The sequence below is a fragment of the Aminobacter sp. Piv2-1 genome (assembly GCF_037625995.1).
GTDB lineage: Bacteria > Pseudomonadota > Alphaproteobacteria > Rhizobiales > Rhizobiaceae > Aminobacter.
The window spans coordinates 261,460-275,460 of sequence record NZ_JARKMU010000008.1; the positions used below are offsets into that span (position 1 = coordinate 261,460).

Genomic DNA, 14,001 nt, shown 5'->3' on the forward strand with positions numbered 1-14,001 from the left:
GTCCTTCAGCACGAGTGCACCCTCATGCCCGAACCTTCTCAGCCAGCGGCGTCACCGTCGCCGTCTCGATCCGGCCCGAGCGCATCGCCACCTGCCGGTCGCAGCGTGCCGCGAGTGCGGGATCGTGGGTGACCAGAACCAGCGTCATGCCGCGTTCGGCCGCCTTGGCGAACAAAAGGTCGGCGATCTGCCGGCCCGTGGCCTGGTCGAGATTGCCGGTCGGTTCGTCGGCGATCAGGATGCGCGGCTCCGGGGCCAGGGCGCGGGCAATCGCCACGCGTTGCTGCTCGCCGCCGGAAAGCTCGCCCGGGTAGTGCGTCACCCGGTCGGCAAGGCCCACCGCCGCAAGCTCGCGCTCGGCAATGGCGAAGGCGTCGCGCTTGCCGGCCAACTCCAACGGCACGGCGACGTTTTCCAGCGCCGTCATGTTGGGGATGAGGTGGAAAGACTGGAACACGATGCCGATGTTTCGCCCGCGGAACGAAGCGATCTGGTCCTCGCTGCGGCCGTTGAGCAGTTGGCCGGCGATCGTCACCGTGCCGGAATCGACGCGTTCGAGGCCGGCCAGCACCATCAGCAGCGTCGACTTGCCGGAGCCCGATGGTCCGACGATGCCCGTCGCCTCGCCGGCGGATACGTCGAGGCTGACACCCTTCAGCACGTGGACGGACGAGGCGCCTTCGCCGAGCGTCAGCGACACATCCCTCAGTTCGATGACGGCTTCTGTCACGATAATTCTATCCTATATGAAAACCGGAGGGCGGGGACTGTCTTCGTCATATCGGATCTGACTTGATGGCTTTCAAACAGTTCTTTGCCGCGCTCGTGCTTGGACTTGCGGTCATGGTGGCGGCGCCCGCCGCCCGGGCCGAACCGTTCCGCATCGTTGGCTTCGGCGACAGCCTGATGGCGGGCTTCGGCCTCGGCCCAGGCGAGGGTTTTCCCGAAAAACTCGAGGCGGCGCTACGCAAGCGCGGTCACGATGTGGTGATCGCCAATGCCGGCGTGTCGGGCGACACGACCAGCGGGGGCTTGTCTCGCCTCGACTGGTCGATCCCCGACGGCACCCAGCTGGTCATCCTCGAGTTCGGCGCCAACGACATGCTGCGCGGCATCGATCCGGCACTTGTCGAGCAGAACCTCGACAAGATGCTTGCCCGGCTCAAGCAGCGCAACATTCCGGTGCTCTTGGCCGGCATGGTCGCCGCGCCCAACCTCGGCCATGCCTATGGCGAACAGTTCGGAACGATCTACCCGAAACTGGCAGAAAAATACGGCGCCACGCTCTATCCGTTCTTCCTCGACGGCGTCGCCGGCGACCGGTCGCTACTGCTCGAGGACGGCATGCACCCCAACGCGGCCGGCATCGACCGCATGGTCGAGCGCGCCCTGCCGACCGTCGAAAAGGCCATCGCCGGCAAATGAGCCGGCCCATATGGCCGGCATGCAGGGCTGCAACACTTGCCTGTCACAAACGTTGTCTATTCAGCGGCGGCTGAACAAACAGCTTGCCCGATGGGGCGATCGATGATTCGCTGAGCTTACGAATTTCGATTCGAGGAGAAGGGAGCCTGGCCATGCCGCGACTTTTCACCGCCCTCGAAATTCCGCGTGACGCGGCACTTTCCCTCTCGCTCCTGCGGGGAGGCCTGCCAGGAGCACGCTGGATCGACGTCGAGAACTACCACCTCACCCTGCGTTTCATCGGAGATGTCGAAGGCCATGTCGCCGACGAGATCGTCGAAGCGCTCGACCGCGTCGACCGCCCCGGCTTCTCGCTGACACTGTCGGGGGTCGGTGCCTTCGGCCAGAAGAAGCCGCATGCCGTATGGGCCGGGGTCATCCCCTCGCCCGAGCTAAGCGCCCTGCAGGGCGAGATCGAGCGCATCTGCCAGCGCGTCGGCGTGCCTTCTGACCCGCGCAAGTTCTCGCCGCATGTCACCCTTGCCAGGCTGCGCAACACCAGTCCGCTCGACGTGGCACATTATCTTTCGGCGCGCGGCAATTTCGCCACCGTGCCCTTCCGCGTCGGCCGCTTCGTCTTGATGTCCTCGCGCGATTCCGTCGGCGGCGGCCCCTACATCGTCGAGGAGGCCTGGCCGCTCAACGGCGTCGCCTCGCACCCGGCGAGCCGGTCGGCCAGCGCCTCCGAAGCCTCGCGGATCATGCGGTAGACGTCCAGGAAGCCGTCTTCGCCGCCATAATATGGATCGGGAACGTCCTTCTTCGCGCCGGAGGCATGGCCGAGGAACAGTTCAATGCGTGCCGGAGAGCCTTGCGGCGCCAGCTGGCGCAGGTCGTCGACGTTCGAACGGTCCATGCCGAGAATGAGGTCGAAGCGCTCGAAGTCGGCGAGGGTCACCTTGCGCGCCTGCTGCCTGGCGATGTCGATGCCGTGATGCGCCGCGACCGCGATCGAGCGGGGGTCGGGGGCCGAGCCGACATGCCAGCCGCCGGTTCCAGCCGAATCGATGGCAAAGGAGGCCTCCAGGCCGCGTTCGGCGAGCACGGCGCGAAACACGCCCTCGGCCAGCGGCGAACGGCAGATGTTGCCGAGGCAGACGAAGAGGATCGATCTTGGCAAGCCGTTGCTCATATTTTCCTGCCCTTGCCTCGGATGGCCGCGCTATGCTGGCGTACGATCTCGATTAGCATGGGAGCACCAAATGGCCAGAGAGAAACTAACACCTGCCGAGGTGAAGGAGGGATTGGCTTCGCTCGACGGCTGGGCGCTCGCCGACGACGGCCTGTCGATCTCGAGGCGTTTCGAGTTCAGGAATTTTAGCGAGGCCTTCGCCTTCATGACCCGTGTCGCACTTGCCGCCGAGAAACTCGACCACCATCCCGACTGGTCGAACGTCTACAAGACCGTCGACGTCAGGTTGAACACCCATGATGCCGGCGGGCTGACCGAGCTGGACTTCAAGCTTGCCAAGCGCATGAACGCCTATTTCGGTTCCTGAGCCGCCGACCTTGCAGTGGGGGCGACGCTTTCCCACATTTCGTCGCGAAGGAGATTGCCCAGATGGTGAAGTTCCCGGGATTTGACCATTTCCGCAACGACGCGACCGGTGCCGACGCGAGCGAGAACGAGTTGCGGGAAAAGTTCTGGCGCAAGGCCAAGGCTGCCGCCCGCCACATCCCCTTCATGGAAGAAGTGGTGGCCGGCTACTATTGCGCGATGGACAAGCAGACGCCGCTGCGCGCCAAGGGCATCCTGCTTGCCGCGCTTGCCTATTTCATCCTGCCGGCAGACACCATTCCCGACGTGCTTGTCGGCATCGGCTTCACCGACGACATCGCGGTGCTGACGGCCGCGTTCGCGGCCGTGCGCTCGCACATGACGCCGGCGCATCGGCTGGCCGCCAGGGAAGCGCTTTCGCGCGAGTGGTGAGTGGCTGCGGCCAGCCCTGTTTCAGGCCGAAACGAAAAGTCAAACTCTTGCCTTGTTCGTGGTTTTCAACCCTCGAAGGGACAGGGTGCCGCGCCCGTCGCGCGGCGGTAAAGGCTGCGGGCCAGCGGGCGAACGGCGCTTTTCACGGGCGATTCATCCTTTGGTAACCCAGATTAAATCAAAATGAAGCGAACGGGCGGGCGCGCTGCCAGCCTGCCTCCCGCTCCATTTGAGATACAGGAAAAGCAATGCGCGGATTGATAGCTACAATTTCGGGCCTGGTGCTGGCAGTCTCGGCAATGCCGGCGCTGGCCCAGTCGGCCACCAAGATCGGCCAGTACAATTCGTGGGGGACCTACAGCTACCAGGCGCAGAACGGCAAGGTCTGCTACGTACTGACGGTGCCCACCGACAAGCAGCCGCCGACGCTCGATCATGGCGACATGTTCTTCTTCGTCAGCCAGCGACCTGGCCAGAAGGTGTCGTTCGAGCCGCAGTTCATTGCCGGCTACGATTTCCAGGCAAATTCCAAGGTCACCGTCACCATCGGCGACAAGTCGTTCTCCATGTTCACCAAGGGCAGGTCTGCCTGGGTCGAGAACGCCGCCGAGGAGCCGGCGCTGATCGCCGCCATGAAGGGCGGCTCGGACATGAAGGTCGCAGCCAAGTCCGGGCGCGGCAACCCGACCAGCTACGTCTTCTCGCTCAAGGGCATTTCCGCCGCCCTGGGCTCGATCGCCACCTGCAAGTAAGCGCAGGCGGCGGACAGTTTCGAAGGCCGGGCGCCATTCGCCTGGCCTTTTTGTTTGGAGCCAAGCGATGCGCAAGAATTGCTGGAACGCCTGCCGCCGGAATTGAAGCGGCGCGACTTCGACGAAATGCGGCTTTCCGTCTACGCCGACAACGAGCGTGCCGCGGGTCTCTACGAGCGCATGGGCTGGCGGCCTTCAGGCGAGCCGATGCCACATTCCCGCGGCGGCCGGCCGGAGTAGCGCTACATCCTCACCTTGTCCGGCACGTGAGCCATATGTCACGAAACGGCGGCGCTGAATGCCCGGTCGAGCAGGCCGGCCAGCCATTGCGGCGCCACGAGCCAGGCAACCAACGTGGCCAGCGCCAGCGCGTGCAGGGCGGCAATAGCATAGAGCTGCGAGCGGAACGGCTCCTTGCGCGTCTTGTGGCGGAACAGGTGCTGTGCCGTCACCGCTCCGAGGCTGCCGCCGGCAAATGCGAGCCAGAGCAGCATCCTTTCGGGGATGCGCCGCGCGCCGGCGCTGGCCAGCCTCTTGTCGCGCCAGAAGGCGAGGAAGGCCGCGCCGTTGACGGCAAGCAGCGCGAGCACGATCTGGTACATGCCGGTCATGGGTGCAGCATCGCAGCCAGAACCTTAACAAGTGGCGAAGCCCAGGCGGAAATGCATGGCCGCCAAAACGTGACGCAGCGCCGGACCTGTGATATGTGGCGCCAAAATCCTACATTTGCCGATATCCGAAGCTAGCTGAGCCCGAATGACCGTTTCGCTCGACCTTACCGCCGATACCACCCGCGACTCGCTTCGTGCCCGAATTGCGGCGCCCGCCAAGGGAGAGCTGATCGGCCTCACCCGCGAGGAACTCGCGGAAGCCCTGATCACCTCTGGCGTCGTTCCAGAACGCCAGGCCAAGATGCGCGTGCAGCAGCTCTGGCACTGGCTCTATGTCCGCGGCGTCTCCGACTTCGCCGACATGTTCAACATCTCCAAGGACCTGCGCGCCGAGCTGGCCAAGCACTTCACCATCGCGCGTCCCGAGATCGTCGAGGAGCAGATCTCCTCCGACGGCACGCGCAAATGGCTGTTCCGCTTTCCCCCGCGCGGCGCCGGTAGACCCGTCGAGATCGAGACCGTCTACATCCCCGAGGAAGGCCGCGGCACGCTGTGCATCTCCAGCCAGGTCGGCTGCACGCTCACCTGCTCGTTCTGCCACACCGGCACGCAGAAGCTGGTGCGCAACCTGACGGCGGAAGAGATCCTGGCGCAGCTTTTGACCGCGCGCGACCGGCTCGGCGATTTCCCCGACCGCGACACGCCGGCGGGCGCCATCGTGCCGGCCGAAGGCCGCAAGGTCTCCAACATCGTCATGATGGGCATGGGCGAGCCGCTCTACAATTTCGAGGCGGTGAAGAAGGCGCTGCTGATCGCCTCCGACGGCGACGGGCTGGCGCTGTCCAAGCGCCGCATCACGCTGTCGACCTCGGGCGTCGTGCCGGAGATCTTCCGCACCGGCGAGGAGATCGGCGTGATGCTGGCGATCTCGCTGCACGCCACCAACGACGATTTGCGCGACCTCTTGGTGCCGATCAACAAGAAGTTCCCGCTCAACGAGTTGATGGACGCCTGCCGCAAATATCCCGGCCTGTCGAATGCCCGCCGCATCACCTTCGAATATGTGATGCTGAAGGACATCAATGACAGCCTCGAAGACGCCAAGGCGCTGGTCAAGCTGCTCAAGGGCGTGCCGGCCAAGATCAACCTGATCCCGTTCAACCCATGGCCCGGCAGCAACTACCAGTGCTCGGACTGGGAGCAGATCGAGAAGTTCGCCGACTACATCAACCAGGCCGGCTATGCCTCGCCGATCCGCACGCCGCGCGGCCGCGACATCCTCGCCGCCTGCGGCCAGCTGAAGTCGGAATCCGAGCGCCTGAAGAAAAGCGAGCGCCTGGCACTCGAGGCGATGATGATCGCCGGACACGGCGAGGCGTGAGCCGCGTCCTCATCTATCTCGGCAAGTTCGCCCACATGGTGCTGGGCTTCCTGGCGGCGTCGCTTGCCGCCAGCGCATTCCTGAACGTGATCTTCCTCGGCGTCGCCGGCGTCATCGCGTCGGACATCCCCGTCGAAGTGGCCCACGGCTCGCTGGTCTTCTCGATACCCTTCGTGGCGCTGTTCGTGGCCTATTTTGCCTTCGTGCCGGCCGTGGTCGTGATGCTGCTCGCAGAGCTTCTGGGCAAGCGCGACTGGCTCTTCTACGCGCTGGCCGGCGGCTTCGTGGCGCTCGTCTTCATCGGCTTCGCCTACCAGCGCGGCGACGGCGGCTTCGCCTATCGCGACCCGCTGCTGCCGGTATCGATCATCGGCAGCGGGCTCATCGGCGGCATCGCCTACTGGTTCGTCACCGGCCGCTTCGCCGGCGCGTGGCGCGAAAGCCCGCCTACTTCGCCTGCGCCGTAAGGATCTTCAGCGCAAACGCGGAGAACACGCCGGCGAACAGATAGTCGACGATGCGTGTCACCCGCGGGCTCTTCTTCAGCAGGCCGGCGAACTTGTCGGCGGCGATCACCATCGGCGCGGTGACCGGCAGCGACAGCACGATGAACATGGCGCCGAGGAAGAACAGCTTGCCGGGGGCGTTGGTGTCGCTCGCCGAGACGAACTGCGGCAGGAAGGTCATGAAGAACAGGATGATCTTCGGGTTGAGCAGGTTGATGCCCAGCCCCGTCGCCCAGTTCTGGAAGAACGAGCGCGGCTCGCGCTTGGTGGTGTCGGGCGAAAAGGCCGACCCCTTGGTGACAGCCTGGAAGGCGAGCCAGACGAGATAGCCGGCGCCGACGATCTTGAGCGCCATGAAGGCCTTCGGCGAGGCGACGATCAGCGCCGACAGGCCGAGTGCCACCAGCGTGGTGTGGATGACGATGCCCGTCATGGCGCCTGCCATGCAGGCGAAGCCCGCCTTGCGGCCTTCGGAGAGGGCGCGGCCGACGAACAGCGTCATGTCGGGTCCGGGCGTGATGGCGATGATGAAGGTGGCGACGGCAAACTGCAGGATGGTCGCCAGGTCTGGAACGAAGGACATGTCGGTGCTGCCGGAGCGAGGGTTTTCGGGGGTCAGTCGGAATTCCGGCTTTAGCCGTACGCCCGCGCCTCCGGCGCATCAACAGGAAAATGCCGGTCCAGAGCACCGCCGGACCATTCCGGCCGGGCGACCCTGAGATTGGATCAGCTCGCGAAGTAGGTCTGCGTGCCGTGGGCTTCGATGGCTTCGGCGAGACGGCCGAGCGTGAGCATAGACTTCCAGAGATCTGCCAAGGGGATCGCATCGGAGCCATACGGGACAGCAAGTGGTCCAGCGGCGGGTTCCTTTTGGTCCTGCCTGTGCCTCACCAAGCGAAACCGCGGTTTGCGCACCGGTGGCCTCATCCCGGGCAGATTGACTTGACGGGCGCGCGCCCTTCAACTCTCGCCACGAGGAGTGAATGATGCAGGCAGTGTTCGACGGCCACAACGACGTGCTTTTCCGGTTGTGGAACAATGCGGCCAAGGGCGCGGACCCGGTGGCCGAGTTCATCGAGGGCACACGGCAAGGGCACATCGACATGCCCCGCGCCAGGAAGGGCGGTCTAGCCGGCGGCCTCTGCGCCATCTACATCACCTCCGGCAGCATCCGCGACGACGTGCGCGACGCAAACGGCCACTATGCCGTGCCACTTTCGGCGCCACTCGAGCGTTCGCCGTCGCTCGACGTGGCCCTCGACATGGCCGCGATCGCCTTCAGGATCGAACGTGCCGGGGGCTGGAAGATCTGCCGCAACTCGACGGACATCGAGGCAGCCGAGGCGGCAGGCAAGTTCGCTGCCGTGCTGCACATGGAAGGCTGCGAGGCCATCGACGCCGATCTCGCGGCGCTCGACGTCTTCTACGCTGCCGGCCTGCGTTCGCTCGGCCCGGTGTGGAGCCGCAATACCATCTTCGGGCACGGTGTGCCCTTCGCCTTCCCGTCGAGGCCCGACACTGGCCCCGGCCTCACCGAAGCCGGCAAAAGGCTGGTCAAGGCCTGCAACCGCATGGGCATCGCCATCGATCTCGCCCACATCACCGAACAGGGCTTCTGGGACGTGGCCAGGCTGTCCGAAAAGCCGCTGATCGTCAGCCATTCCAATGCGCACGCCATCACACCGATCAGCCGCAACCTGACCGACAAGCAACTCGACGCCGTGCGTGAGAGCAACGGCCTGGTCGGCCTGAATTTCGCCGTCACCATGCTGCGCGAGGACGGCGCCAAGCGCGCCGACACGCCGCTTTCCGACATGATCCGGCACATAGATTACCTCGTCGAGCGCGTCGGCATCGACGGCGTGGCGATGGGTTCGGACTTCGACGGCGCCACGATCCCGGCCGAGATCGGCGACGCTGCCGGGCTGCCGCGGCTCGTTGCCGCCATGCGGGATGCTGGCTATGGTGACGCCGAACTGGCGAAGATCTGCCGCGACAACTGGCTTAGGGTGCTGCGCTCGGCCTGGCACGAGGCAGCCTGACAACGATAACTTTCGTCAACTGGGGGAACTGAAGACATGTTTATCGGAAAACTGAACGGACATTTCCGCGCGATGCTCGCCGGCGCCGCCATGTCGGCGCTGGTTTTTGGCGCCGCCCCTGCCCTCGCCGAGACGCCGGCCGACACGCTGGTGCAGGCCTGGGCCATCGACGACACGATCACGCTCGATCCGGCAGAATCCTTCGAACTCAGCCCGGCCGAGTTCCTCGGCAACGCCTACGATATGCTGGTGCGGCTCGACATCGACGACACGTCCAAGGTGAAGCCCGGCATCGCCGAAAGCTGGACGGTCTCCGACGACGGCCTGACCTACACCTTCAAGCTCAAGCCAGGCCTCAAATTCGCCTCCGGTAACCCGATCACGGCGGAGGACGTCGCCTGGTCGTTCGAGCGCGTCGTCAAGCTCGACAAGAGCCCGGCATTCATCCTGACCCAGTTCGGCCTGACCAAGGACAATGTCGCCGAGAAGGCCAAGGCTGTCGACGAGAGCACCTTCGTGCTGACCGTCGACAAGGCCTACGCCCCGAGCTTCGTGCTGAACTGCCTCACGGCAACCGTCGGCGCGGTCGTCGACAAGAAGCTGGTGCTGGAGCATGTCGCCGCCGTAACCCCGACCGACGACTACAAGTTCGACAACGACTTCGGCAACGGCTGGATGAAGACCGGCTATGCCGGCTCGGGTCCGTTCAAGATCCGCGACTGGCGCGCCAACGAAATCCTCGTGATGGAGCGCAACGACAACTACTACGGCGACAAGCCGGCGCTCGCCCGCGTCATCTATCGCCACGTCAAGGAAAGCGCGACCCAGCGCCTGATGCTGGAAAGCGGCGACGTCGACGTGGCCCGCAACCTGGAGCCGGGCGACCTCGAGGCGGTATCCAAGAACGCCGCTCTCGCGACGACCAGCGCGCCCAAGGGCACGGTGTATTACATCAGCCTCAACCAGAAGAACCCGAACCTCGCCAAGCCGGAGGTGCGCCAGGCGCTGAAGTACCTGATCGACTACGACGCCATCGGCTCGACCCTGATCAAGGGCATCGGCGAAATCCGCCAGACCTACCAGCCCAAGGGCGTGCTCGGCGCGCTCGATTCCGATCCGTTCAAGTTCGACGTCGCCAAGGCCAAGGAACTGCTCGAGAAGGCGGGCCTGAAGGACGGCTTCTCGGTCACCATGGACGTGCGCAACACCCAGCCGGTGACGGGCATCGCCGAAGCCTTCCAGCAGACCGCCGGGCAGGCGGGCGTGAAGGTCGAGATCATCCCCGGCGACGGCAAGCAGACGCTGACCAAGTACCGTGCCCGCAACCACGACATGTATATCGGCCAGTGGGGCATGGATTACTGGGATCCGAACTCCAACGCCGAGACCTTCACCTCCAACCCGAACAATGCCGACGACGGCACGGTGAAGACGCTTGCCTGGCGCAATGCCTGGGACGTGCCGGAGCTGACCGAAAAGACCAAGGCCGCGCTGCTCGAACGCGACGCCGACAAGCGCGCGGCCATGTACCGGGAGCTGCAGCAGGCTGCCCTCGACACAAGCCCGTTCGTGCTGATCTTCCAGCAGACCGAGGTTGCCGGCATGCGCGGCAACGTCAAGAACTACAAGCTTGGGCCGAGCTTCGATTCCAACTTCGTGGCGCCCGTGACCAAGGAATGATCCGGCAGGATCAGACCGTTGAGCACCGCTGACACTCAGACGCCCGCGAGGCGCGCCAACCGGCGCGCCTCCGCCATCGTCGGCTCGATCGCCAGCTTCCTGGTGATCGTTGCCACGACCTATCTCGGCCTTCTCGCCGTGACCTTCTTCATCGGCCGCGTCGTGCCGATCGACCCGGTGCTCGCCATCGTCGGCGACCGGGCGCCGGCCCATGTCGTCGAGCGCACGCGCATCGAGATGGGCTTCAACCTGCCCTACTACCAGCAGTTCTTCCTTTATGTGAAAGGCGTGCTCTCGGGCGACTTCGGCACCTCGGTGCTGACCACCAACCCGGTGATGACCGACATCCGCCGCGTTTTCCCGGCCACCATGGAGCTCGCCACCGTGGGCACCGTCATCGGCGCCGCGCTCGGCATCCCGCTCGGCGTGCTGGCCGCGGTGCGGCGGGGCAGCCTTGCCGACCAGATCGTGCGCGTCGTCGGCCTCGTCGGCTATTCGGTGCCGATCTTCTGGCTCGGGCTGATCGCGCTTCTGGTCTTCTATGCCCGCCTCGGCTGGACCTCCGGCCCTGGCCGCATCGATGTCGTCTTCGAATACACGTTCACGCCCGTCACCGGCTTCTACCTGCTCGACGCCGTCATCAACCGCGACTGGGCCGCGTTCAAGGACATCTTCGCCCACATCATCCTGCCGGCCTCGCTGCTCGGCTATTTCTCGCTCGCCTATATCAGCCGCATGACGCGCTCCTTCATGCTGAACGAGCTCAGCCAGGAATACATCGTCGCGGCGCGCGCCAAGGGACTGTCGGAAGCCCGCATCATCTGGGGCCATGCGCTGCGCAACGCCGCAGTACCGCTGGTCACCGTGATCGCACTTTCCTATGCCGGTCTGCTCGAAGGCTCGGTGCTGACCGAGACGGTCTTCGCCTGGCCAGGTCTCGGCCTCTACATCACCAATTCGCTGCAGAACGCCGACATGAACGCAGTGCTCGGCGGCACCATCGTCATCGGTTCGGTGTTCATCGGCATCAACCTACTCTCCGACCTGCTCTATCGAATGCTCGACCCAAGGACGCGGATCAGATGAGCGACACGGCCATGACTCGCCGCGAATGGCTGTTGACCGACCGGCCGCAGTCGCGCATGCAGGCGCGGCTCGGCCGCGCCTATCTCACCTGGCGCCGCTTCACCGCCAACAAGCTCGCCGTCGTCGGCCTCGCCATCATCCTGGCACTCCTCTTCGTCGCGGCCTTCGCGCCGCTGCTGGCGCCCCATTCGCCCTATATCGGCGACCTCAAGAACGCGCGGCTGATGACGCCCGGCGCGGACTACTGGCTCGGCACCGACGACCAGGGCCGCGACATCCTCTCGCGGCTGATCTACGGCTCGCGGCTGACCCTGCAGGTGGTGGTGCTGGTGGCCGTCATCGCCGCCCCCATCGGCCTGCTGGTCGGGACCGTTTCCGGCTATGCCGGCGGCTGGGTCGACGCGGTGCTGATGCGCATCACCGACATCTTCCTCGCCTTCCCCAAGCTGGTTCTGGCGCTGGCTTTCGTCGCCGCTCTCGGCCCCGGCATCGAAAACGCCATCATCGCGATCGCGCTGACCTCGTGGCCGCCCTATGCCCGCATCGCCCGGGCAGAGACGCTGACCGTACGCAGCTCCGACTACATCTCGGCGGTCAAGCTGATGGGCGCCTCGCCGATGCGCATCGTGCTGCGCCACATCATGCCGCTCTGCATCTCGTCGCTGATCGTGCGGGTGACCCTCGACATGGCCGGCATCATCCTGACTGCCGCCGGCCTCGGCTTCCTCGGCCTCGGCGCCCAGCCGCCGCTGCCTGAATGGGGTGCGATGATCGCCTCGGGCCGCCGCTTCATCCTCGACCAATGGTGGGTCGCCGCCGCACCGGGCGCCGCCATCCTCATCGTCAGCCTTGGCTTCAACCTGCTCGGTGACGGCCTGCGCGACGCGCTCGATCCGCGGAGCGGCGGCCAATGAGCGCCATGCTCCACGTCGAGGACCTGCGCGTCGAGTTCCCCACCCGCACCGGCATGGTGCAGGCGGTGCGCGGCGTCACCTTCTCGCTCGGCCAGGAAAGGCTCGGCATCGTCGGCGAGAGCGGCTCGGGCAAGTCGCAGACCGGCCGCGCCATCATGGGGCTCACCCCCGAGCATGCCAACATTTCAGCAAGGCGGCTGGAGTTCAGCGGCATCGACCTTCTCAAGGTTTCCCCAGCCCAGCGCCGGGACCTGCGCGGCAACCGCATCGCCATGATCCTGCAGGATCCGAAATACTCGCTCGACCCGGTCATGACCATCGGCCGCCAGATCGTCGAGACGCTCCGGACACACGAGAAGGTCTCGAAGGCCGAGGCGCGCGAAAAGGCGCTCGACATGCTTGCCGCGGTCCAGATCCGGGACCCCAGACGTGTCTTCGCGCTGTATCCGCACGAGGTTTCGGGCGGCATGGGCCAGCGCGCCATGATCGCCATGATGCTGATCGCCGGGCCGGAGCTGCTGATCGCCGACGAGCCGACCTCGGCGCTCGACGTCACCGTCCAGCTCGACATCCTGCGCATCCTCGACCGCCTCGTCATCGACCGCGGCATGGGCCTCATCTTCATCTCGCACGACCTCAGGCTGGTCTCCACCTTCTGCGACCGTGTCATCGTCATGTATGCCGGCAGGATCGTCGAGGAGCTGAAGGCATCCGAGCTGTCGCAGGCGCAGCACCCCTACACGCAAGGCCTGCTCAACTGCATGCCCAGGATCGGCGCCGACAGGCATCCGCTGCCGGTGCTCGACCGCAAGCCGGAGTGGCTGCTGTGACCCGTGCCCTCAAGATCGACAGGCTGTGTGTCGTCTATGACGACTTCGTCGCGCTGAAGGACGTCAGCCTTACCGTCAACACCGGCGAATCCTTCGGCCTCGTCGGCGAATCCGGTTCAGGCAAGTCGACGCTGCTGCGTGCGGTGGCAGGCTTGGCACCCGTCTCCGGCGGCACCATCGACGTCAACGGCAAGCAACTCGGTAAGGTCAGAGACAAGGCGTTCTACCGCCAGGTCCAGATGGTGTTCCAGGACCCCTATGGCTCGCTGCACCCGCGCCAGACGGTCGACCGGCTGCTGCTGGAACCGCTCGACATCCACGGCTTCGCCGATACCGAAAAGCGCATCCTGCGTGCCCTCGAGGAGGTCGGCCTCGGCTCGAGCTTCCGCTTCCGCTACTCGCACCAGCTGTCGGGCGGCCAGCGCCAGCGCGTCGCCATTGCCCGCGCGCTTATCCTGGAACCGTCGATCCTGCTCCTGGACGAACCGACCTCGGCGCTCGACGCCTCGGTGCAGGCCGAGGTGCTCAACCTGCTCGAACAGGTGCGCCGCGACCGCAAGCTCACCTTCGTCATGGTCAGCCACGACCTCGGCGTCATCACGCACATGTGCGAGCGCCTGATGGTCATGCAGGGCGGCCAGGAGGTCGAGCGGCTGGAAGCCGGCGACCTCGCCACCCGCAACGTGGCGCAGGACTATACCCGCAACCTTCTGGTCGCCTCCGAAGGTTTTGTCCGCGGCGCCTAGTCCCGGAAAGGCGGGAGCTCGCTTTCCGCGCTTCGGGAACACGGAAATGCCCCGGCAGG

The 14,001-nt window shown here is 65.3% G+C and carries 18 protein-coding genes; 14 read left to right on the forward strand and 4 right to left on the reverse strand.

Annotated features, from left to right (window positions below; genetic code table 11):
- Positions 1-22: 22 nt before the first annotated feature.
- A complete protein-coding gene (locus AmiPiv_RS16710; protein WP_340038609.1) occupies positions 23-730 on the reverse strand; it encodes an ABC transporter ATP-binding protein in 708 nt (235 codons plus the stop codon).
- A 65-nt stretch (positions 731-795) separates the two neighbouring features.
- Between AmiPiv_RS16710 and AmiPiv_RS16715 the strand changes: the two genes are divergently transcribed.
- Positions 796-1,425 (forward strand): arylesterase, encoded by a 630-nt coding sequence (locus tag AmiPiv_RS16715; RefSeq protein WP_340038610.1) that lies wholly within the window; start codon positions 796-798, stop codon positions 1,423-1,425.
- Positions 1,426-1,577: 152 nt separating this feature from the next.
- Positions 1,578-2,174, forward strand: a complete 597-nt coding sequence (gene thpR, locus AmiPiv_RS16720) for an RNA 2',3'-cyclic phosphodiesterase (protein WP_340038611.1) — start codon at positions 1,578-1,580, stop codon at positions 2,172-2,174.
- Here thpR and AmiPiv_RS16725 read toward each other — a convergent pair.
- The gene (locus AmiPiv_RS16725; RefSeq protein WP_445206967.1) at positions 2,078-2,596 is read right to left on the reverse strand and encodes a low molecular weight protein-tyrosine-phosphatase; all 519 of its coding nucleotides are present in this window, start codon (positions 2,594-2,596) and stop codon (positions 2,078-2,080) included. The two genes, thpR and AmiPiv_RS16725, sit on opposite strands and share 97 nt — an antisense overlap.
- A 70-nt stretch (positions 2,597-2,666) precedes the next feature.
- On the opposite strand from AmiPiv_RS16725, the gene AmiPiv_RS16730 reads away from it, so the two are divergent.
- From AmiPiv_RS16730 to AmiPiv_RS16745, 4 genes are all read left to right on the forward strand, one after another.
- On the forward strand, positions 2,667-2,963 hold the full coding sequence (locus AmiPiv_RS16730) for a 4a-hydroxytetrahydrobiopterin dehydratase (RefSeq protein WP_340038613.1): 297 nt from the start codon (positions 2,667-2,669) through the stop codon (positions 2,961-2,963).
- A gap of 62 nt (positions 2,964-3,025) precedes the next feature.
- Positions 3,026-3,394, forward strand: coding sequence for a YkvA family protein (locus AmiPiv_RS16735; protein ID WP_340038614.1), 369 nt, complete (start codon positions 3,026-3,028; stop codon positions 3,392-3,394).
- A gap of 248 nt (positions 3,395-3,642) precedes the next feature.
- Entirely contained in the window at positions 3,643-4,146 is a 504-nt protein-coding gene (locus tag AmiPiv_RS16740; protein ID WP_340038615.1) for an invasion associated locus B family protein, read from the forward strand.
- A 78-nt stretch (positions 4,147-4,224) separates the two neighbouring features.
- Positions 4,225-4,386 carry a GNAT family N-acetyltransferase gene (locus tag AmiPiv_RS16745; RefSeq protein ID WP_340038616.1) on the forward strand — a complete coding sequence of 54 codons (162 nt, stop codon included), beginning with the start codon at positions 4,225-4,227 and terminating at the stop codon, positions 4,384-4,386.
- A 38-nt stretch (positions 4,387-4,424) separates the two neighbouring features.
- Here AmiPiv_RS16745 and AmiPiv_RS16750 read toward each other — a convergent pair whose 3' ends face one another.
- Positions 4,425-4,757, reverse strand: coding sequence for a DUF1294 domain-containing protein (locus tag AmiPiv_RS16750; protein WP_340038617.1), 333 nt, complete (start codon positions 4,755-4,757; stop codon positions 4,425-4,427).
- 145 nt (positions 4,758-4,902) lie between these two features.
- Between AmiPiv_RS16750 and rlmN the strand changes: the two genes are divergently transcribed.
- Positions 4,903-6,138: a 23S rRNA (adenine(2503)-C(2))-methyltransferase RlmN gene (gene rlmN / locus AmiPiv_RS16755; protein ID WP_340038618.1), complete on the forward strand. Its 1,236-nt coding sequence runs from the start codon at positions 4,903-4,905 to the stop codon at positions 6,136-6,138.
- A complete protein-coding gene (locus AmiPiv_RS16760) occupies positions 6,135-6,605 on the forward strand; it encodes a hypothetical protein (RefSeq protein ID WP_340038619.1) in 471 nt (156 codons plus the stop codon). The genes rlmN and AmiPiv_RS16760 overlap by 4 nt, the downstream gene beginning before the upstream one ends.
- Here AmiPiv_RS16760 and AmiPiv_RS16765 read toward each other — a convergent pair.
- Positions 6,586-7,227 (reverse strand): LysE family translocator, encoded by a 642-nt coding sequence (locus AmiPiv_RS16765; RefSeq protein ID WP_340038620.1) that lies wholly within the window; start codon positions 7,225-7,227, stop codon positions 6,586-6,588. The two genes, AmiPiv_RS16760 and AmiPiv_RS16765, sit on opposite strands and share 20 nt — an antisense overlap.
- Before the next feature lie 403 nt (positions 7,228-7,630).
- Between AmiPiv_RS16765 and AmiPiv_RS16770 the strand changes: the two genes are divergently transcribed.
- From AmiPiv_RS16770 to AmiPiv_RS16795, 6 genes are read left to right on the forward strand one after another with little or no spacing between them, the layout of a single operon-like run.
- Entirely contained in the window at positions 7,631-8,686 is a 1,056-nt protein-coding gene (locus AmiPiv_RS16770; RefSeq protein WP_340038648.1) for a dipeptidase, read from the forward strand.
- A gap of 36 nt (positions 8,687-8,722) precedes the next feature.
- The gene (locus tag AmiPiv_RS16775; RefSeq protein ID WP_340038621.1) at positions 8,723-10,366 is read left to right on the forward strand and encodes an ABC transporter substrate-binding protein; all 1,644 of its coding nucleotides are present in this window, start codon (positions 8,723-8,725) and stop codon (positions 10,364-10,366) included.
- A gap of 18 nt (positions 10,367-10,384) precedes the next feature.
- Positions 10,385-11,452, forward strand: coding sequence for an ABC transporter permease (locus AmiPiv_RS16780; protein WP_445206968.1), 1,068 nt, complete (start codon positions 10,385-10,387; stop codon positions 11,450-11,452).
- On the forward strand, positions 11,449-12,366 hold the full coding sequence (gene nikC, locus AmiPiv_RS16785; RefSeq protein ID WP_340038622.1) for a nickel transporter permease: 918 nt from the start codon (positions 11,449-11,451) through the stop codon (positions 12,364-12,366). Before AmiPiv_RS16780 ends, nikC begins: the two co-directional genes overlap by 4 nt.
- Complete coding sequence (locus AmiPiv_RS16790) at positions 12,363-13,196, forward strand: ABC transporter ATP-binding protein (protein ID WP_340038623.1); 834 nt, start codon at positions 12,363-12,365, stop codon at positions 13,194-13,196. The genes nikC and AmiPiv_RS16790 overlap by 4 nt, the downstream gene beginning before the upstream one ends.
- Positions 13,193-13,942: an ABC transporter ATP-binding protein gene (locus AmiPiv_RS16795; protein WP_340038624.1), complete on the forward strand. Its 750-nt coding sequence runs from the start codon at positions 13,193-13,195 to the stop codon at positions 13,940-13,942. Before AmiPiv_RS16790 ends, AmiPiv_RS16795 begins: the two co-directional genes overlap by 4 nt.
- Positions 13,943-14,001: the final 59 nt, after the last annotated feature.